Origin of the sequence: Oribacterium sp. C9, assembly GCF_002007235.1 — a bacterium.
Classification (GTDB): domain Bacteria; phylum Bacillota; class Clostridia; order Lachnospirales; family Lachnospiraceae; genus Oribacterium.
Genome location: NZ_MUHW01000002.1, coordinates 16,804 through 36,465 on the forward strand (window position 1 = coordinate 16,804; position 19,662 = coordinate 36,465).

Annotated in this window: 18 protein-coding genes; 2 read left to right on the top strand and 16 right to left on the bottom strand. The window is 44.8% G+C overall.

Annotated elements, in window-relative coordinates; genetic code table 11:
- Positions 1 to 235: 235 nt before the first annotated feature.
- Entirely contained in the window at positions 236 to 817 is a 582-nt protein-coding gene (locus BXO88_RS01480) for an ECF transporter S component (protein ID WP_078036015.1), read from the top strand.
- Between the two features lie 90 nt (positions 818 to 907).
- Here the strand turns inward: BXO88_RS01480 and BXO88_RS01485 are convergent, their stop codons facing one another.
- From BXO88_RS01485 to BXO88_RS01535, 11 genes are all read right to left on the bottom strand, one after another.
- Positions 908 to 2,050: a glycerate kinase family protein gene (locus tag BXO88_RS01485; protein ID WP_078036016.1), complete on the bottom strand. Its 1,143-nt coding sequence runs from the start codon at positions 2,048 to 2,050 to the stop codon at positions 908 to 910.
- Positions 2,051 to 2,204: 154 nt separating this feature from the next.
- Positions 2,205 to 2,633 (bottom strand): PPC domain-containing DNA-binding protein, encoded by a 429-nt coding sequence (locus BXO88_RS01490; RefSeq protein WP_078036017.1) that lies wholly within the window; start codon positions 2,631 to 2,633, stop codon positions 2,205 to 2,207.
- A 224-nt stretch (positions 2,634 to 2,857) separates the two neighbouring features.
- Positions 2,858 to 3,748, bottom strand: a complete 891-nt coding sequence (garR, locus tag BXO88_RS01495; protein WP_078036018.1) for a 2-hydroxy-3-oxopropionate reductase — start codon at positions 3,746 to 3,748, stop codon at positions 2,858 to 2,860.
- A 229-nt stretch (positions 3,749 to 3,977) separates the two neighbouring features.
- Positions 3,978 to 5,561, bottom strand: a complete 1,584-nt coding sequence (locus BXO88_RS01500; RefSeq protein WP_168171586.1) for a PrpR N-terminal domain-containing protein — start codon at positions 5,559 to 5,561, stop codon at positions 3,978 to 3,980.
- A 221-nt stretch (positions 5,562 to 5,782) separates the two neighbouring features.
- A complete protein-coding gene (locus BXO88_RS01505; RefSeq protein WP_078036020.1) occupies positions 5,783 to 6,637 on the bottom strand; it encodes an aldo/keto reductase in 855 nt (284 codons plus the stop codon).
- A gap of 216 nt (positions 6,638 to 6,853) precedes the next feature.
- The gene (locus BXO88_RS01510; RefSeq protein WP_078036021.1) at positions 6,854 to 7,753 is read right to left on the bottom strand and encodes a dihydrodipicolinate synthase family protein; all 900 of its coding nucleotides are present in this window, start codon (positions 7,751 to 7,753) and stop codon (positions 6,854 to 6,856) included.
- A 124-nt stretch (positions 7,754 to 7,877) separates the two neighbouring features.
- A complete protein-coding gene (gene garR / locus BXO88_RS01515) occupies positions 7,878 to 8,768 on the bottom strand; it encodes a 2-hydroxy-3-oxopropionate reductase (RefSeq protein WP_078036022.1) in 891 nt (296 codons plus the stop codon).
- A 180-nt stretch (positions 8,769 to 8,948) separates the two neighbouring features.
- Positions 8,949 to 9,785, bottom strand: coding sequence for an MBL fold metallo-hydrolase (locus tag BXO88_RS01520; protein ID WP_044994894.1), 837 nt, complete (start codon positions 9,783 to 9,785; stop codon positions 8,949 to 8,951).
- Between the two features lie 92 nt (positions 9,786 to 9,877).
- Complete coding sequence (locus BXO88_RS01525) at positions 9,878 to 11,413, bottom strand: tripartite tricarboxylate transporter permease (RefSeq protein WP_078036023.1); 1,536 nt, start codon at positions 11,411 to 11,413, stop codon at positions 9,878 to 9,880.
- Between the two features lie 11 nt (positions 11,414 to 11,424).
- Complete coding sequence (locus tag BXO88_RS01530; RefSeq protein WP_078036024.1) at positions 11,425 to 11,883, bottom strand: tripartite tricarboxylate transporter TctB family protein; 459 nt, start codon at positions 11,881 to 11,883, stop codon at positions 11,425 to 11,427.
- 28 nt (positions 11,884 to 11,911) lie between these two features.
- Positions 11,912 to 12,910, bottom strand: a complete 999-nt coding sequence (locus BXO88_RS01535; RefSeq protein WP_078036025.1) for a Bug family tripartite tricarboxylate transporter substrate binding protein — start codon at positions 12,908 to 12,910, stop codon at positions 11,912 to 11,914.
- Positions 12,911 to 13,316: 406 nt separating this feature from the next.
- On the opposite strand from BXO88_RS01535, the gene BXO88_RS01540 reads away from it, so the two are divergent.
- Positions 13,317 to 14,246 (top strand): LysR family transcriptional regulator, encoded by a 930-nt coding sequence (locus BXO88_RS01540; RefSeq protein WP_078036026.1) that lies wholly within the window; start codon positions 13,317 to 13,319, stop codon positions 14,244 to 14,246.
- On the opposite strand, the gene BXO88_RS16925 is transcribed toward BXO88_RS01540, so the two are convergent.
- From BXO88_RS16925 to BXO88_RS01560, 5 genes are all read right to left on the bottom strand, one after another.
- Positions 14,236 to 14,364 carry a hypothetical protein gene (locus BXO88_RS16925; RefSeq protein ID WP_256363625.1) on the bottom strand — a complete coding sequence of 43 codons (129 nt, stop codon included), beginning with the start codon at positions 14,362 to 14,364 and terminating at the stop codon, positions 14,236 to 14,238. The two genes, BXO88_RS01540 and BXO88_RS16925, sit on opposite strands and share 11 nt — an antisense overlap.
- Positions 14,365 to 14,530: 166 nt before the next feature.
- Positions 14,531 to 15,886, bottom strand: a complete 1,356-nt coding sequence (locus tag BXO88_RS01545) for an enolase C-terminal domain-like protein (protein ID WP_078036027.1) — start codon at positions 15,884 to 15,886, stop codon at positions 14,531 to 14,533.
- 5 nt (positions 15,887 to 15,891) lie between these two features.
- Positions 15,892 to 17,223 (bottom strand): enolase C-terminal domain-like protein, encoded by a 1,332-nt coding sequence (locus BXO88_RS01550; protein WP_078036028.1) that lies wholly within the window; start codon positions 17,221 to 17,223, stop codon positions 15,892 to 15,894.
- A 77-nt stretch (positions 17,224 to 17,300) separates the two neighbouring features.
- Positions 17,301 to 18,170, bottom strand: coding sequence for a hypothetical protein (locus BXO88_RS01555; protein ID WP_078036029.1), 870 nt, complete (start codon positions 18,168 to 18,170; stop codon positions 17,301 to 17,303).
- Positions 18,171 to 18,484: 314 nt separating this feature from the next.
- On the bottom strand, positions 18,485 to 19,537 hold the full coding sequence (locus BXO88_RS01560; RefSeq protein WP_078036030.1) for a tripartite tricarboxylate transporter substrate binding protein: 1,053 nt from the start codon (positions 19,535 to 19,537) through the stop codon (positions 18,485 to 18,487).
- Positions 19,538 to 19,662 lie beyond the last annotated feature (125 nt).

The window sequence follows — 19,662 nt, forward strand, 5'->3', positions numbered from 1 at the left end:
CATTATACTCCATTCGCCTTCATATTATCACTAAAGCAATCCTTCACAGATATCATTCTCGCATCTGGTCATATATAATTTTCAAAAACTGGTAGTTCAAATACTTCCAGCTGTTTTCTATAATGCAATACAACATAAAGATGTCAGAGACATTGACTCAGGCTTTTAACTATTGTGGTCTTGTCCTACGACACTAACACAAAATTTATAACATCTGGTTGGGGAGGAACAAATCATGAATCAGTCTAAAACTTACAAGCTTTCACTTGCTGCACTGTTTGCAGCCCTGTCCTATGCAGTTTTTACATTCTTACAGATAAAGATACCTGTTGCAGGAGATATGACTTCCATCCATCTTGGCAATGCAGTTGTCGTTCTTGCTTCATTTATAATAGGAGGTCCTCTGGGCGGTCTCGCAGGTGCCATCGGAATGAGTATCGGCGATTTCTTTGATCCGGTTTATGCACCTCTTGTTCCAAAGACTCTTATCTGCAAAACCATCATCGGTCTCATCACAGGTTTTGTTGCTCACAAAATAGGTCACATCACAACAAGCGATGATCCGAAGCACGTTCTTCACTTTGCCATCCTTGCCGCAGCTGCAGGTCTTACTTTCAACATCTTTGCTGATCCGATCATCGGTTACTGGTACAAGATACTCATCCTCGGAAAGCCTGCTGCAGAGCTTTCCCTTAAAATAAACTTTGTATCAACCATCATCAATGCAGTCATCTCTCTCATTGTTTCAACTGTTGTTTATACAGCATTGAGACCTGCACTCAAGCAGTCAGGATTCTTCCTTAAGCTGGCACATTGATCTCATATCCGGGTTTTATCCAAAACACAAAAAGGTTCAAATCACTGCTTACGCAGATGATTTGAACCTTTGCTTATTTTAAGAACAAGTTCATGCCTTTATTTTCATTCCGGCTTTGATGAATCTGAACATGCGGACAGCTCCCTTGTAATAGAGCTCCTCTGCCTTATCAAGTGCCTCCTGAAGGGGCATCGGACCATCAACGGTAGTCATGATTGAACCGATGCCATGCTCATAGATCTTTTCATAATCCTTTCCGAGTCCACCGCAGAGAGCAGCAACAGGAACCTCCTGCTTCTTTGCTCTGTCACCTACGCCCTGCATAACTTTTCCGAAGCAGGACTGCCAGTCTGTACGTCCCTCTCCTGTCACAACAAGGTCAACACCCTTAAGACGCTCATCGAAATCAATAAGATCAAGTACTGTCTCGATACCGGACTTCATTTCCGCTCCAAGGAAAACCTTAAGGGCTGCGCCCAGTCCTCCGGCTGCTCCTGTCCCCTTTATCTCGTCAGGGTTGATATCAAACTCCCTTATGATAACATCACGATAGTTCTGCATTCCCTTTTCAAGCTCATCAAGTATCTCAGGAGTTCCACCCTTCTGCTTTCCGAAGGTGTAGGTCGCACCATCAGGACCGCAAAGAGGATTTGTAACATCACACATAACTGTAAAATGTGCCTTCTTTACAGCAGGATCAAGACCTGTCATATCGATATGCTGAACCTTTGCAAGATCACTTCCCTTTCCCTCAAGAGCATTACCATCCTTATCCAGGAATCTTATTCCGAGGGCCGAAGCAAAGCCCATTCCACCGTCATTGGTAGCTGAACCGCCTATGGCGATGGCGATCTCTGTGTACCCTGCATCGAGGGCTGCCTTTAAAAGCTCACCTGTACCATAGGTTGTGGTATTAAGCGGATTTCTTTTCTCCATCGGGACCATAGGAAGACCTGATGCTGCAGCCATCTCAAGTACAGCCTCAGTATCAGACAGCTTTCCGTAAAAGCCATGCTCTGTCTCCATGAGAGGTCCATGAACGTCAACGTAGACCATCTCACCATTTCTTGCCTTTACAACAGCTTCTGTTGTTCCTTCACCACCGTCAGCAACAGGAACTCCCCCTGTCTCACACTCTCCGAAAACCTCATGAGCTGCTTTTGTAAGAAGTTCGATGGTCTGGTCACTTGATAATGTTCCCTTAAAGGAATCCGATGCCAAAAGTAGTTTCATCCGTATTTCTCCTTTGCAGCTCCTGCTGCCTGTTTTTTATAAAAGAAATGCGAATACTTATATCCAACATTCGCAAATCAAAAATCATATAAGTCTTGTTTTACAGTCTATATTAAACAAATCTCACTGTCAGGCTCTAACCTGCAATAAATAATCAGTCAAATTTGAAAAGATTAAGTCCTGTATTTGTGATACTGTCCTTTTCTCTTCCCACGTGACCGTCAATGACTGTTATGAAAATCTCTGATGTACCGCTGATGCGTACAGCCTTAAGATGACCTCCGTAGGTGTGACCCTCAGCGTCGGAGGCATTGATATGAACATGAAGATATGGCTTTCCATCCATCTCTGTGATGTTTCCAACGATTGAAGTTATCTCAAGAGGCTTGTCCAGCTTTATTTCACTGAACTCCTGCTTCTCAACATCATATAAACCCATTACGAGATGATCAGCTGCACCAAGTCCTACTATGGACCCAAGGTTTATTTTCTCCTTCTCGCAAAGCTTTACTATGGTCTCCATGACCTCCTCACCGCGGTCTATACGTAAAACGATCTGATTTCCGAATACTCTGTAATCCATGATTCTGCTCCCTTCATTTGAGATATCAGCTCTTCAGGTTCTTCTGAACCGGCAAAGCTGATACTGTTTTTTCAATGATACTGCACCTGTGATTTCTTTTCGAAGCATTATCCTGATGTTTCGGAAAGAATACATCAAATATCCGATACATAATTCATTTCAAAAGTCTTGAGCCAAAAAAGTCAATCATTTCTTACATGCAATAATTATGAAGCTTGTATAAATTATGCTTCAGCGATTGAAACTCCGGTCATGCGCTCATAGTACTTTATTATATCGTCATGGTCGCAGTTTTCCTCACCATGATTCATAAGCTCCTGCATAACTTCCATCATCTGGGCTGTCATAGGAACAGGCATATTTATAGCATGTGCCGCGTTTAAAGCATTGGTAAGATCCTTGATATGGAGCCTGATACGAAAGCCCGGCTCATAGTTTCCTGAAAGCATCATAGGAGCCTTCGCATCCATAACTGTTGAACCTGCAAGACCGCCTCTGATTGCCTCATATACAAGTCTTGGATCTGTTCCGGCCTTCTTTGCAAATGTAAGAGCTTCTGCCACAACACCGATGTTTGCAGCAACGATCATCTGATTTGCAAGCTTTGCAACATTACCTGAACCGATAGGTCCTACATAAACAACTGATGAAGCCATAGCCTTAAGTACAGGAAGGAACTTGTCAAAGGACTCCTTCTTTCCGCCTGCCATAACTGAAAGTGTACCGTCGATAGCCTTTGGCTCTCCTCCGGAAACCGGGCAGTCAAGAAGCTCGATACCGCTCTTTTCAAGCTCTGCCGAGATCTTCTGTGATTCAACCGGGTCGATGGATGACATATCAAGAACTGTGATTCCACTCTTTCCACCCTCAACAACTCCGCCTGCACCAAGAGTAACCTCACGAACCTGCGGGCTGTTGGGAAGCATGGTGATGATAACATCACATCCCTGTTTTACTTCATCTGCCGCATTCTTTGCGCCTTTAGCTCCGAGAGCCACGAACTCATCTATAACTTCCTGCTTATGCGTTGTTACGACTACATCATAGCCTGCCTTTATAAGGTTCTTTGCCATTGGCTTACCCATGATTCCAAGTCCTACAAATCCGATCTTCATTTTTTTCTCCTCTGTTCTCTTTTGTGAAATTACCAAAAGCTATGTTTGTTTTGAAAAGTCCAAACAAATTAAGCCTTACGAATCAGGCACTACAATCTTATTAAAACGCGAAATCATAAACAATCCGAAATCCGCACAAAGGGGCTTCGCTTTTTTAACATAAATGTCTAAATGGGTTTTATTTCATTCATACTGTTTCAATACGATTCATCATATTTCGTTTTTATGCTCATGTCATGAGATTATACTTCCTGAGCTTTCTCCAGAGGGTGGTCTTGCTTATTCCGAGCTCCACAGCGGTTCTCTCACGATTTCCCATGTTCTTACTGATGGTTTTCAATATACGTTCTCTCTCCAGATCCTGAACCGTCATGCTGCGACCGGATTTTTCTGATATATTCGTATGGTTCAGAATTTCGGGCTTTTCGTTTTCATCATAAAATGCCTCTACCGATGTGCCGACTTTTTCTTTATCCCCACCGGCTATTTCCTCGAATCTGTTTACAGATCCTTCAACATAAAGCTCAACATAAAGCTCTTTTATATCTACAGCTTTCAGATTTCTGTGTTCTGCAGTAATAACAAGTCTCTCTATAAAGCTTTCAAGCTGAATTCTTCCTCCGGTCCAAGACTTTAGCTCCAGCTCCTTCTCGCCGTCTTTTGTTAGAACGTGGTACTTTCCGTAGCGTTCCGTTATACTCTGCATGTAGACATTGGCAAGATAAACGATATCCTCAGGTGTCTCTGAAAGAGACGGGATATTTATGGCAAATGCCGACATCCTTGCATAAAGCTCCGGTATGAGATACTCCCTGTAGTTTCCGGTCTTTGCCACCATGATCACATTTCTGAACATCAGGATCTCCATCAGCTTCTTCTGAGATCTTTCATCCAGATACTCGATGTTGTTTATGACGAGAGTACCCTTAAGAGAGTCATTGACCTTTCCATTCCGGCCGTACAGATCATCGTAAGCCGGCTTTCCCTTCTCACAGTCATAAATCACCAGCTTTTCCTGGGAATGTCTGGAGCTGTTATGCATGGCATTGATAAAAGCTCTGTGGAGATTCCCCACAGGCTCCACTATGAGCTTCGGGCAATCCGTCCGTGAAAGCTTTTCAGCAAGATCCACAGTCTTCTGCATCTTCCGGCTCTTATACGGAAAGTTTACAAATGAGTTTTCCTTTTTTCCTGTGCCCTTTTCCCTGCTGATTACTGCATGCACAGGAATCTCACCGTTCTCAAAGGTATCTGCAAGAAGAAACGCTTCCCTGATCGCATTTTTTACCGAATCCTCTGTGTTTGCAAGATACAGTGAAGGGATCCCTGCATTATCAGCCATGTTCAGTACCGTTGAACCTCCGATGATAAGGTCTGCCCTGTCTTCGATGGCCTGCATGGCCGCTGGCTTCAGAAGCTCCGGATTCTGCACCAGATACTCCCTGAGATTCACTCCACACTTTTCACCTATCCCTGTCATGTCACAGGCCATATTCTTTGACATGACTATAGCGATATTAGGGTGCTCCTTGCCTAATATCCTCCTTGCTCTTCCAAGCATATCTATGAGACCCTGCTGTGTCATGATTATCTCCACAACAGAAACATCCGTATACTGCTTTATAACTGTGGCCTGAAGCCCTCTCGCGATGATGATGTCCGCCCCCTGATTTATAGCCTGACGGGCTTCCGTCACAGCACTTTCAGTTTCGATCACCTTCATCATGAAAAGACGTTTTTTCATCTCCTGTAAAGCATCATGTGAAAGTCTGAACAACTCATCATTCGGTACCAGCAGCGCTATATTTGCCATATCTCCTCCGGTTTCAATATATTTCATATTATTTCAATATTCTAACATATCAGATAATAAAAATCACATTCCTGTATTTCTATTTAATACTTCAGATGTACACTGGTCCGATCAGAATAAATATCAAAGCTCAGTATCATCTATAATAAAAGAGGCACCGATTTTCATCGATACCTCTAAATCCGTTATATTAAAACTTCTATTTAAATTTTCTCCAGGTTTTACTGCATGTCCAGATATTCCTTGTGAACAGGTGCAGGATATGCCTTATCTATGAGGGCGAGATCCTCTTCCGTCAGTTCGATGCTGTCCGCATGAGCATTGGACAGGGTATGCTCAGGTCTTGAACTTCTCGGTATGGCAATGGTATGACCATTCCTTATGTTCCATGCAAGAAGGATCTCGGGAACAGATACCTCGTATTTCTTTGCAAGCTCCTCAAGCGTCTGATTCTGCATGAGGCCTCTCTTTAAGGTACCTGCCTGAGCCAATGGGCAATAGGACATAAGTGCCACGTCGTGCTCCACCATCCACGGGAGAAGCGAATACTCTATGCCTCTTGAACCTGCATGATAAAGTACCTGATTCACGAGACAGTTCTTTCCATCCGGCACACTCCAGAGCTCCTCCATGTCGTCTATATCGAAGTTGGATACTCCCCATGCTTTGATGAGTCCCTCTGCCTTAAGCTCCTCAAGCCTTGCTACAGTTTCAGACAACTTAAAGGATCCTCTCCAATGATAAAGATAGAGGTCAAGATAGTCCACACCCATGCGGGAAAGACTTCTCTGAAGAGCCTGACGCATGCGCTTTCCTCCTGCATTCGTGGGAAGGACCTTCGATACAAGATAGAGCCTGCTTCTGTCCACGGTACTGATAGCCTCACCAAGCATATCCTCTGCCGCACCGTTTCCATACATCTCTGCAGTATCGATAAGGGTCATTCCTGCTTCGATGCCTTTACGTATACCCTCTATTTCTCTTTTTCTGAGAAGACTGCTTTCTCCCAGATACCAGGTACCCTGTCCGAGAGCCGGTACTTTTATGCCATTTCTAAGTGTCACTTCATGTTTCATAACTGCCTCCCATCATCCTGTGTATTAAATTAAATATACCACATGAATGATGATTATTTCATTGAATATATAAGTTATTTTAAGTATTTTCCAATTGGGGTCACCGTTGTTACTAAGACAGGACCATCAAAACAGGCAGTGAGAATACATCCATGTCTCACTGCCTGGCTACTTTGTTTTGGGAAATTTTAAAGCATTAAGAATAGTGATATAAGATCAAATGAGTCCCGCTTCCTTCATTACATTTCTGAAGTGCTCAAGGGTTGCCTCGTTTGTTGTAGGAAGTGACGGAAGATATGGATCTCCCACGTTCTCTCCGCGGATGTTTGCCATATCCTTTGCCGCTACAGGGAATGAAGCCTTGTCCATGGCAAGTCTTACAGGATTAAGCTTGAACTGGGCTTCACGGGAACCCTCGAAATCACCTGCAACATACTTATTGTAAACATCACCGATGAGCTCAGGCATGAAGTTTCCTGCTGTGCAGACACCGCCCACTGCTCCGAGACAAAGGGAAGCAAAAAGAAGTGTGTCCTTTCCGCCAAATACCTTGAAGTTAATGTCTCTGTTTCTTCTTATGAACTCCTCTGTAAGAGTTATATCACCTGAAGTATCCTTCATTCCAACTATGTTAGGAATCGCATGGGCGATCTCTGTAACGAAATCAGCAGTCATTCCGTAGCCTACACGGCCTGGATTGTTGTAAAGAAGCACCGGTGTCTCAGGGATAGCCTCTGCGATGGCTTTGAAATGATTGAAAAGCTCATCATGTGTAGGCTTAAGGAACATTGGCTGTAAAACAGATACACATGCTGCACCATTAGCTACAGCCATTTTTGCAAGACGGATGCACTTCTTTGTATTTATAGCGCCTATTCCGAAATATACAGGAACTCTTCCAGCTGCCTGATCCACCATGATCTTTAAGCCACGTTCCATTTCGTCCTCTTCAAGCTGGTAGAACTCACCGTTTGAACCGAAGGCAAGAATTCCCTGGAGACCACCGTTGATAACGTAGTCTACCTGCTTACGCATGCCGGCTTCATCGATTTTTTCGTCCTTATCGATCACTGTGATGATAGGCACCACAACGCCTTTGATAAAATCTGTATTCATCTATAGACCTTTCTGATTTATATTGCCGGCTCCACAGTTTTACCCAACAGGGCTGACAATATATTTCAGGCTCTTAAGTACCCATCAAAACGCTCGATACGAAAGGGCCTGACTCTTTATTTTTTTATTTCTTTACGATTGAAACGCCAGTCATTCTCTCGTAATATCTTACGATATCATCGTGATCGCATGAACCCTCATCATGGTTCTTGAGTTCCTGCATAACCTCCATCATCTGTGCTGTCATAGGAACAGGCATGTTGATAGCATGTGCTGCGTTAAGAGCATTGGTAAGATCCTTGATGTGAAGATCGATTCTGAAGCCCGGCTTGTAATTTCCCGAAAGCATCATAGGTGCCTTTGCATCCATAACTGTTGAACCTGCAAGTCCGCCGCGGATAGCCTGATATACGAGCTCAGGATCTGTTCCTGCCTTCTTTGCAAATGTAAGTGCCTCAGCAACGATGCCGATGTTTGCTGCAACTACCATCTGGTTTGCAAGCTTTGCAACGTTACCTGAACCGAGAGGTCCAACGTAAACTACTGAACCTGCCATAACCATGAGCATGTCATAGTACTTGTCAAATGTCTCCTTCTTGCCGCCTACCATTACGGAAAGAGTTCCGTCGATAGCCTTTGGCTCTCCGCCTGATACAGGAGCGTCAAGCATGTCTACACCGATCTTCTCAAGATCAGCACCGATCTTCTTTGACTCAACCGGGTCGATGGATGACATATCGATGAGAACGGACTCACCCTTGCGGAAGCCCTCTGCAAGACCATTCTCGTTGAATACTGCTGCTCTTACATGTGGTGAATTAGGAACCATGGTGATGACAACATCTGAGAACTCTGCAAGATCCTTACCGCAGGTACCAGCCTTAGCTCCGCATGAAACAACATCATTAACAGCTTCCTGATTGAAGTCATATACCATAAGCTCATGGCCTGCCTTTAAAAGGTTCTTTGCCATCGGGCGTCCCATGATACCAAGTCCGAGAAAACCAACTTTCATTTCTAAATCCTCACTTTCATTCTTAATTTAATAGCTTTTTCACATCTTTTTTACTCGCATCATCATGATATTAAATTGACGATTCTGCCTCAACACGTAAAATAGCCAAAAAAATTATTTATTCTGCATATTTTGTCAAATGTTTCGAAATGTGTTCTTTTGATTTCGATATGTTTCAATTCATTTCATAAGTGCCTTTACCTGACGCACTCTCTCATCGATAAAATCCGCCCATACCGTATCATCGAGATAGGGCTGTGACTCATGGGTATAGCTTCCCGCCCTGTCCAGGATCTCTATCTGGTTCGGATGTGACGGAAGGGCAATGTCTACATGAATTTTCTTAAGCTTTTCCGCGTCATTAAAGAAACGGTCTCTCAGGTCCGGTGTGAGATATCTGCTTGTGCTGTAATACTCATCATTCATGGTATTGCCCCCGACTCCTCCATGCATGGCAACAGTATAGGTCTCACCATTTACAGGATTCTTCTCATCCCAGAAAAAGCTGGTGCAGCCTATGGTATGCCCCGGTGTAAGAAGCGTACGGATAGATATATCACCGAGAGTTATTGCGGTATCATCACTGTAGTGACGGTCCACCTTTATGTGCTGTACATGCCACATATCCTGAGGGAGCTCCGTCTCCTCCGGAACCTTCTGCATGAATTCATCATCTTCCTTTGACATATAGATGGGGGCTCCTGTAAGTGCATGCATTATTGCTGCTCCTCCGAAGTGATCCAAATGTGCATGGCTTATGAGGATATACTTTATATCAGACATTTTGTAGCCGAGCTTATAGATGGAATCCACCATCATATATGCACTTTCAGCTATTCCCGTATCAAGAAGTATAAGTCCCGCACCTGTGTCAATGATATATGCGCCTACCCATTTCTGTCCGCCCACATAAAAGGTCCTCGGTGTCAGCTGAAAGGGCTCCACCTCTATCTTCCAGGGCTCCTCACACAGGGTCCTGACCGGGTCAGGTATTGGTTTTGAACATTTAAACGACATTTTCACCTCCATGAGTCATGATCGATCCGAATTCACTCGTATCAGTCTTGACTCTTCATCTAAGTTTGAAAGTTCACATTCAAACCTACTCTTTATTTATTCCCGTTTAATTTCAGCTCTTCATGAGCTATCTGTTTATTCTCTTTCCTGAAAAATCTTGCATACAGCGCCTTCAGAACAGGTGAGAACACACAGCAGATGGCGATGACATTGAACACACAGGAAATTGGGCGGGTGAAGAATGTAGCAACTGTCTCTGTATTCTGGAAGGCCTTAAGCATGTTGCTCTCCATAGTAGGTCCCAGAATGAATGCAAGGATCAGCGGTGACTGGGGTAGTCCGCCGTAAGCCATGATGCAGCCCACAACTGCAAAGAAAAGCATCATTCCGCACTTATAAAGACTTGATGAATCAACATAGGCACTGATAAGAGAGACAACTATAAGAGCCGGATACATATAGTGGTAAGGCACCTTCAGTATCTGGGGGAATATCCTCATGCCAACAGCCTGAAGAACAAAGCAGACTGCCGCACAGATGGCAACAACCACGAACATGAGATAAACTATATCTCCGCTGTTCCTGAACACCATGGGTCCCATTTCAAGACCGTGTATGGTGAGTGCTCCTATGAGAAGGGCTGTACAGGAGTCTCCCGGGATTCCGAGAGCTGCCATGGGGATCATGGCACCACCGATGGAAGCATTGTTGGAAGACTCCGATGCCCAGATTCCCTCCGGATTACCTGTCCCGAAGGTCTCGGGATGCTTAGAATTGTTCTTTGCAGCAGAATATGCCACAAGATTTGAAAGCCCTGAGCCCATGCCCGGGAGGAACCCTATTCCGAGACCGATAAGGAAGGAGCGGCTAATGTTTACGATATTTTCTCTTATGTCTGAGAGCTTGATACCGATTCCCTTTATCATGCTGTTGTCAACAGTCGGAAGTGGATCGAAGCCCTTTGCATGGGCAAGTATCATCATGCTCACACCGAAGATACCGATAAGAACTACCGTCATACCGAGTCCTCCCATGAGGTACATGTTGTCAAAGGTGAATCTTGCCTGAGCGTCTATAGGTGAATAACCCACTGACGCAAGAAGTAGTCCGAGACAGGCGCTGGAAAGTCCCTTAAGCATGTTGCCCTTTGAGATGGCAAGCACCATGGTGATGGCCATGAAGCAAAGACCAAAGTACTCCCAGGGTCCGATGGCAAAGGCAATGTTCGCAACAGTCTGGGCAAGTATGGCACCCACCACCGCACTGAAAAAGGTACCTATAAAGGAGGCCGTCATACCGATGGCAAGGGCTCTTCCGGCCTGTCCCTTCTTTGCCATAGGGTGTCCGTCAAAGCAGGTGGCAACCGATGATGGGGATCCCGGAATTCCCAGAAGGACAGAGCCTATGAATCCTCCGGAGCAGCCTCCGATCCAGAGCGACAAAAGGAATATGATGGCAGGTCCCGTTTCCATGCCGTAGGTAAGGGGCATAAAAAGCATGACCGCCATGGTGCCGTTAAGTCCCGGAATGGCACCGAACACGATGCCGATGACATTACCCGCCAACAATAAAAGCAGATTTAAGGGGTTTGTTATCTGCGTGATTATGAATGCTGCATTTTCAGTCATATCTTATCTCCTTATCTGAATATTCCCGTTGGCAGCTGATAGCCGAAGGCCATCTGGTATGCCAGAAAGATGACTGCCGTAACTCCGGCGGAAAAGACGATCCTGTGGACCGGCTTTTCCGCATAGCCCTTCGCATACCAGCTAGATAAGGAATAAAGATATACCGGTGTTGCGATAAAGAAGCCAAGATACTGCATGGCAAGTATGTAAAGGGCTATAGCTCCGATGTTAACTGTAAGTTTTATCCAGCCTTCCTTAACCAGAAAAACCTTCTCTTCTTTCTTTTTGCAACCTTCCAAAAAGATCCCTGCGCCGCATATAACAAATCCAACCGCCGCAAGACCCGGTAGTGCCTTAGGTCCTGGATAGGTGGACCTGAAAGGTACAGAATAGGTGCTTATCATGACAAAAACAAACAATCCCAGCAGCAAAATGACTGTGCCTGTGATCTGATCTCTGGAAACCTTCATGTCATTTCTCCTTATTCTCTTCTCAGAATTACTTCTGAACGAGGCCCAGCTCTTCAACAACGGAATTGATTGCTTCCTGCTGAGCCTTGATCTTTTCAGGGCCTTCCTCGAAGCTCAGGAATTCCATAGCCATTCCTGCAGGCTCCAGAACTTCATTTACTGCGTCAGACTTTGCAGCGGCTGCGTAAGCCTCATAGAGTTTCTTCGCAATCTCATCATCCATATCCTTAGGTCCTGCAAAGATATTGTAGGAGGCAAATGAGCAGTCGATGCCTGACTCTGTCATGGAAGGAACATCGGGAAGAACCGAAGATCTGGCACCCTCTTCACCGTTAGTGATGACTGCAAGGGCATTGGCTTTACCTGACTCAACATACTGCTTGGCCTGGTTAACATTTACGATGCTGGCATCAATTGTATTTCCAACAAGGGCTGTAAGCTTCTCTGTATCTGAACCTGCCTCCACATACTTTACGCTTATACCTGAAGCCTTTGCGAGAAGTCCGGTCATTACATGTGCTGTTCCGCCTGTCTCTATACCCATCTTGATTTCTGAGGACTTTCCCTTATTTACGAAATCCTCGATGGTCTTCATATCGGAATCTGCTGAAGTTACGAGAACATACTGACCTTTTTCTGTTCCCTGGCTAACACCCCAGATCCTGAAGTCATCATAGGCTGTCTTGTCATATACCTTTGTGGCTGACTTGATAAGCATAGTGGTGTGATACTGGAGCACTTTTGAACCATCACCTTTAGCTGTACGGACTGTCTCCATGGAAACCACTCCGCCGCCGTCAGTGTTATTTACGATAGTGACATTTGAACCTGTCTGCTTTGCAACTTCCTGACCGAGGGTTCTTGCCATGACATCGGTTCCGCCGCCTGCTTTTGCAGGTACCTGGACCTCAACACTCTTAGGAATGTCTCCGGATGACCCGGATCCGCCTGCTGCTCCGCAGCCTGTAAATGCAGCTGCTGTCATAGCTGCTATGCAAATTCCCAACAATAAACTCTTTCTGTTCATATTTCCTCCTGACATTTTGTGAAGCTTTAAATACTGTCCCGGACTGTCTACTTTGCCGACGATGCACAGACATTTACTGTGCTATAAAAGACAGCCCCGGAAATCGCTTAAATTCATTATCAATATCGCTTCATTTAATTATTGACTGTATTATAAAGTGGCAGTAAGCTTAACAGAACTTAATAGCTCTTTGGTTGTAGACTTATTTATTTTAAGTCTGCGCGTTCCTGTTTTATGAAAATGCTTACATCCGGATTCCTGCACAAAAAACATTTTGCTTCTTATGCAATATCACTTAAATTACTCGCTTTTTTCTTCATCTTTTATTTTTCTCAGCTAAGCTCATAAAGTTTTATGGGTAATTTTGATTTTTTAAACATCCCGGGACAAAGGAGAAACATATAGAATGGATTTGAAATCTTTGGAAAATATCATTTCAATTTATGACGAGGAAAGCATATCAAAGGCTGCCGAAAAGATGTATATCACCCAGTCAGCCCTGAACCAGCAGCTCCTCAAGCTGGAAAAAGAGCTGGGGACAGCTCTCTTTGAAAGACGTTATCACAAGATGATTCCCACCTTTTCAGGGCGCCTTTATGTATCTGCAGCCAAAAAGATCCTGACCATAAAGAACGATACTTATAAGATAATCAGGGACAGTGCAAGCAACAATGTGGGCGAGATCAGCATTGCCTGCACACCTGAACGGGGAGCATCCACATTCTCAGACATCTATCCACAGTTTCATCAGGAATTTCCGGATTTCACCATCAATCTCAAATGCGCAAGGGTACCGAAGATGGCGCAGATGCTCCTGCACAGAGAAACAGAATTTGCATTCCTGAGCTATTCAAAAATGATGCCCCTTGATCCTGACCTTGAACGCATAGATCTTTCACCGGAATCCGTGATACTTGGTGTTCCAAACTCCCATCCTATGGCAGAACTTGCCGGTCCGGAAAGCTGGAAAACCCTGCCTTATGCAGACATAAGCCTGTTTAAGGATGAAACCTTCATCATGCCCTCCCAGGATACTATACTCAGAAGGATGCTGGACGTTTTTTTCAGGGAGAAGCATCTGCATCCGAAGATTCTGTTTGAATCAAGCAGCTCCGTAACTGTACTTAAGATGGCCATAAACCAGATGGGGCCTGCATTCTTCCCCCAGTCCTATGTGAATGAGAAATTTCCACTTGCTTACTTCCGTGTTTCCCCGGAGCTTTCATGGATGAGATGTGTCGCCTACCGAAAGGGCACCTATATTACCGCTCCCGAAAGGCGGCTTTTCGAGCTGTGGAAGCAGGTACTGAACAGCCCTTCTGTCATCATGGTGTAATGCGGCAGCGTGGTACTGTCATGTCACCGACATGATAACGGCACTTTCCTGCGTGACATGCTTCGTTCGAAATGATCTTTAATGCAGCGATTTCATCTCCTTCCGGATTCTTATCCAAAAAAGTCCCCCTAAAGAAGACTTTGGATATTTCCATTGTCTCCTTTAGGGGGATCATTTCATTCCTGTCGGATTTAAACTGTTTATATTATTGGATCGTATGTCGATAACGGATCTCTCCGTATGCTATCAACTCACTTATATGTTTTTCTATAGACCGGATTTTTTTATCTTACAAGACTCGGCTTCTTGTGATCATACTTCCATCCCGGGATCAGATACTGCATGGATTTTGCATCATCTCTGTCATGGCTCGGAAGACTGTTGTAAAGCCTGTTTGCTTCCATTACACGTTCCATGTTGAGGTGGACACCAAGACCCGGTGCTTCCGGAACCTGAAGCTTTCCATCAACGATCTTCGGTGTATCGTAAAGGAGATTCTGTCCGTCCTGCCAGATCCAGTGGGTATCGAGAGGTGCAGGTGTGCCTACAGCCGCAGCTCCCACCTGGGCAAATGCAGCAAGAGTGATATCAAAGTGATTGTTCGAATGCACGCCCCATGTAAGGCCCCATGAATCAAGAAGCTGAGACATACGTATAGCACCGTCAAAGCCCCAGAAATGAGGGTCTGCAAGTATGATATCGCAGGCATTGAGACTTACTGTGTGATAGAACTGTCTCCAGTCTGTGGCTATCATGTTGGTAGCAACCTGGAACTGTGTGGCATTCTTAAACTCACGCATGATCTCACGGCTTGAATAACCCGCCTCAGGGCCGCAGGGATCCTCCATGTAGGTTATCACATCATGCATATCCTTCGAGAGTTCGATAGCCTCCTTAAGGCTCCATGCACCGTTAGGGTCAATGTTTATGCGGGCATCCGGGAAACGCTTCTTAAGGGCTTTGCAGGCCTCCATCTCATCAGCACCCGAAAGTACACCGCCCTTAAGCTTAAAGTTCTTAAAGCCGTACTTTTCGGAAAGCGCCTCAGCCTCCTCAACGATCCTTTCGGGAGTAAGTATCTCTTCCCTTCTCAGGCGGAACCATGGATCAAAGCTGTCACTCTCATCAAGATACTGCATATCTCCTGCCGGTACCTTCTTCTTATCGGAAACATAGAAGAGATATCCAAGCATCTCAACTTCCTTACGCTGCTGACCTTCTCCCAGAAGATCACACATGGGAACATTAAGGAACTGTCCCATAAGATCCAGCATGGCACACTCTATAGCCCACTCGCTCTTAACAACGAACTTGAGCTTTGAGATATCAAGGGTCTGTATTCCTTCTCCGTCATCGTCTGAAGAAGGATTTGCCATCTTATGTATCTTCTGAAGTATCTGACGGTATTTGGATATGGGCTGTCCCTCAACGAGAGGACGTACCGCATTTAAACATTCGCAGGTGTAATCTCCCCCGTGTATCTCACCGATTCCCTGGTGTCCCGCATTATCCGAAAGGACAACCAGATTCCTGGTGAAGCATGGCGCGTGACACCCTGACAGTGTCATCATCATACTGTCATATCCCGCAACAGGGATCACCTGCATCTTGGTAATAATAGGTGTATCGTTCATTTTCATACCCCTTAGCGAACCATGCAGGGACGCTTGTTATCGAACTTCCAGCCCGGAATCAGATACTGCATTCCGATTGAATCATCACGTGCACCGAGGCAGTTATCGATGTAAAGCTTATTTGCCTTCATGATCTGCTCACGGTCTACCTCAACACCGAGACCCACAGTCTTGTCGATGTCGTTGATGCAACCACCAACGATCTCCATAGGCTTCTTTGTAAGACGCTCTCTGCCTTCCTGCCAGATCCAGTGTGTATCGATTCCGTTAAGCTTGCCCGGAACAGCTGCTGCGCACTGTGCAACCATTGCAAGAGAGATATCAAAGTGGTTGTTTGAATGGCATCCCCACATAAGACCGAACTCGTTGCAGAGCTGACCTACACGAACAGAACCTTCCATAGTCCAGAAATGAGGGTCTGCAAGAGGGATATCCACACTCTTAAGCTGGATACAGTGACGCATCTGTCTCCAGTCTGTATCTATCATGTTGGTAGCTGTAGGCATTCCTGTCTCCTGCTTGAACTCAGCCATGATCTCACGGCCTGAGAACCCGTTCTCTGCACCGCATGGATCCTCTACATAAGCAAGTACCTTCTTGAGAGCAGGTGCAACACGTATAGCCTCTGCAAGGCTCCAGCATCCGTTTGGATCAAGGTCTACTCTTGCATCCGGGAATGCTTCCTTAATTGCTGTAACAGCCTTAACTTCCTCATCCGGCTGAAGAACTCCGCCCTTAAGCTTGAAATCCTCGAAGCCGTACTTCTCATGGGTTGCCTTTGCAAGAGCCACGATGTGCTCAGGATCCATAGCTTCCTCATGACGTAATCTGTACCAGTCGCAGTCTGAATCCGGTTCTTCCTCGTATGGAAGATCTGTCTTCTTTCTGTCACCTACATAGAAAAGGTATGAAAGGAATCTTACCGATGATCTCTGTAATCCGTCACCCATGAGGGAAGCTGCAGGAACCTCAAGGAACTTGCCCATAAGGTCAAGAAGCGGTGCTTCAATAGCAGTGACTACATGTACACCTGTACGTAAGTCAAAGGTCTGAAGACCTCTTACGTCATCCTTGATGTTCTCATCGAGCCATGCTCTTACCTTATTTAATGTATTCTTATAGTCTGAAATCTTTGTCCCTACCACAAGGTCCTTAACTGCTTCGAGAGCATTGGTGATCTTCTGTCCTCCCGGAACTTCTCCGACACCCTCTACTCCGTTAGAATCTGTAAGGATAACGATATTTCTTGTGAAATATGGTGCGTGAGCTCCTGAAAGATTGAGCTCCATACAATCATGTCCGGCTACAGGGTACACTTCCATCTTTGAAATTACAGGTATCATTTTATATTCTCCTTTTCTATAGGTGCTAAACTTTTATATCTTATAAAACAGCACCGTCGACATATGCTGTCTTATATTCAAAGGAATTCAACCATATCCAGAACATGCATTAGTTCAGGATACGGATCGCGGAGGAGTGTTCTTTCATCCACCTCCTGGCCGGCAGTAAAACCGGCTGCGAGAAATCTGTTTTTTATAAATATATCTGCGGATTTATCATTGATACTTACTCCGATCTTTCCCGGAGTATAATCGGAAAGTGACTTCAATTTAGCGAGAAAACTGTCACTTAACTTCTTTCCGTTGTCTTCAGCTTCAATGTTTTCATAAATATGGAATCTTCTGGGGAAACCCTCGGGAAGCTCTGATTCTCTGTAGGAATCCTTTGAAAAGAAATCGGTTCTTGAGGAATCCCTCATGAGTTCATCCTCCACTATGGTGAACTTCATTCCTGTTCCTTCAGGCAGCTCAATGTGAATCCAGTTTCCGGTATTCACCTCTGCAGCGATTCCCTTATCATTTTTTCTGTCCACAACCGAAACGTCTGTGGCTGAGACCTCCATGCCGTTTTTCATTCCCTTTATGGCCTTGAACCCGTTAAAGGTCTTCGGTACAAAAGGTATGATATGAGCCTTCTCAACGGTCTCTTCTGTGATATATGTACCCTTTTCCTGTATTTCCGAAGCATTTAATGTTTCTTTCAGGGTCAGGGAAATATTTGCATCCTCGCAGTGCTTTATGTACTTTTTCTGAGCCTTGCGGAACACAAAAAACTGAATGAGCAGTGCAGCGATGAGTAAACCGAATGTAAGATAGAACTGTCTCCTGAGAGACACGATCAGTACTCCCACGAGTACCGCCATCATGATATACGCAATGATATGAACTCTCTTGTTTTCCTTCTTCAGATCACTTATATGATCCTTAACTGTTTTTCTGGTATCCAATTCCTTTTACCTCTCTTTTCATAATGTCTTAAGCCCTATTATCGCAAAGGCAGCTGACACTATTTTCAACAGGATTCGGGATCATGTAAAGTGTATCTTTGCATCATCCTGAACTCTTTTGGATGGCCCGGAAGAACCGGGCCGGAGATTTTATCATGACATAAGTGCCGTAAGCCGGTGTCGCATCTTAGACAGATTGCAGAATTCTCATGACACTTATGTCATATCATAGGAAGTTGTATTATGAAGTTTTACCGAAGTGCCCGGTACACAGGCACTTCAATATAATGATATTCCGATTAAGAACCGAATACTTAATTCTCTACAGAAGCAGCTACTTCCTTGAAGATCTCAAGATAGTTCTTGTCATTCTCTACAGAATCCGCAGCTGAGAGGTAGTAAGGATTGATCTGCATGTTCTTGAGATCCTCCTGGCACTTCTCATTCTCTGTAACAGCCTTTGTTGTGTCCTCAAACCACTTGATAACATCCTCAGAAGTTCCTGCAGGGAAGTAGAAAGAATAGTCACAGTCAGGATATACAAGGTCAACACCCTGCTCCTTAAGTGTAGGTACATCCGGCATAAGAGTTGATCTCTCGGCTGTCGGGATACCTACGCAGAGAAACTGTCCTGCATCGATATAATCCTTTGTGTTAACGAATGCACCCGGCATCATGTCAACCTGACCTGAAAGCATGGCTGTAACCTTATCTGAATTTGATCCAACATCTACGAGATCAAGGTCGATTCCCGCAACCTGCTCGAACTTCAGGAATTCGTAGTATGTATAAGCACCAACCTCTGTGCAGGCCTTGAGCTGTCCAGGATTTGCCTTTGCAGCTTCTATGAACTCCGAAAGGCTCTTATACTTCTCAGGATTTACATAAAGACCCTGAGCATCATTCTTTGCAAATGTTGGTCCCAGTGTGAATGCTGTATAATCGTAATCAGTGATACCTGCTACATTTGCAACGTTTACGAGGTTGTGTCCGTAAAGAACTGTGAGACCGTCGTTTGCTGCTGAAAGAACCTGGTTTGCTGCAACAGATCCTGATGCACCTGAAGCATTGACAACTACGAAATCTGCACCTGTAATCTCCTTTGCATACTGTGCAAAGATTCTTGCTGAAAGGTCTGTATCTCCGCCTGCTCCTGCAGGAAGTACCAGTGAGATAGGACCTGAAGGTGTCCATCCTGAAGCATCAGCCGGAGCCGCGCTTTCTGCTGCATTTGTCTCTGATGCCTTAGTAGCTGCAGCTGTTTCCTTTGCTGCGGCTGTTGTTGATGCTGTGTTTGAGGAACCGCATGCTGCAAGTCCAAGTACCATTCCTCCTGCAAGTACTGCTGATAAGATTCTCTTTTTCATTTTATTCTCCTTTTATTTACTCTCCCCTCAGGAAGTCTGATTCATGATGTTCCGTTATCAAAAGAATCACTTCACGGTTTTTATCCCATATACTTCCTTCGGAGAAAAACATACGTGTTCATGGA

Excerpts from the sequence above, each read along its gene's own strand:
- BXO88_RS01480 (WP_078036015.1), top strand. The coding sequence starts at position 236 with ATGAATCAGTCTAAAACTTACAAGCTTTCACTTGCTGCACTGTTTGCA.
- BXO88_RS01485 (WP_078036016.1), bottom strand. The coding sequence starts at position 2,050 with ATGAAACTACTTTTGGCATCGGATTCCTTTAAGGGAACATTATCAAGT.
- BXO88_RS01490 (WP_078036017.1), bottom strand. The coding sequence starts at position 2,633 with ATGGATTACAGAGTATTCGGAAATCAGATCGTTTTACGTATAGACCGC.
- garR (WP_078036018.1), bottom strand. The coding sequence starts at position 3,748 with ATGAAGATCGGATTTGTAGGACTTGGAATCATGGGTAAGCCAATGGCA.
- BXO88_RS01500 (WP_168171586.1), bottom strand. The coding sequence starts at position 5,561 with ATGGCAAATATAGCGCTGCTGGTACCGAATGATGAGTTGTTCAGACTT.
- BXO88_RS01505 (WP_078036020.1), bottom strand. The coding sequence starts at position 6,637 with ATGAAACATGAAGTGACACTTAGAAATGGCATAAAAGTACCGGCTCTC.
- BXO88_RS01510 (WP_078036021.1), bottom strand. The coding sequence starts at position 7,753 with ATGAATACAGATTTTATCAAAGGCGTTGTGGTGCCTATCATCACAGTG.
- garR (WP_078036022.1), bottom strand. The coding sequence starts at position 8,768 with ATGAAAGTTGGTTTTCTCGGACTTGGTATCATGGGACGCCCGATGGCA.
- BXO88_RS01520 (WP_044994894.1), bottom strand. The coding sequence starts at position 9,785 with ATGTCGTTTAAATGTTCAAAACCAATACCTGACCCGGTCAGGACCCTG.
- BXO88_RS01525 (WP_078036023.1), bottom strand. The coding sequence starts at position 11,413 with ATGACTGAAAATGCAGCATTCATAATCACGCAGATAACAAACCCCTTA.
- BXO88_RS01530 (WP_078036024.1), bottom strand. The coding sequence starts at position 11,883 with ATGAAGGTTTCCAGAGATCAGATCACAGGCACAGTCATTTTGCTGCTG.
- BXO88_RS01535 (WP_078036025.1), bottom strand. The coding sequence starts at position 12,910 with ATGAACAGAAAGAGTTTATTGTTGGGAATTTGCATAGCAGCTATGACA.
- BXO88_RS01540 (WP_078036026.1), top strand. The coding sequence starts at position 13,317 with ATGGATTTGAAATCTTTGGAAAATATCATTTCAATTTATGACGAGGAA.
- BXO88_RS01545 (WP_078036027.1), bottom strand. The coding sequence starts at position 15,886 with ATGAAAATGAACGATACACCTATTATTACCAAGATGCAGGTGATCCCT.
- BXO88_RS01550 (WP_078036028.1), bottom strand. The coding sequence starts at position 17,223 with ATGATACCTGTAATTTCAAAGATGGAAGTGTACCCTGTAGCCGGACAT.
- BXO88_RS01560 (WP_078036030.1), bottom strand. The coding sequence starts at position 19,537 with ATGAAAAAGAGAATCTTATCAGCAGTACTTGCAGGAGGAATGGTACTT.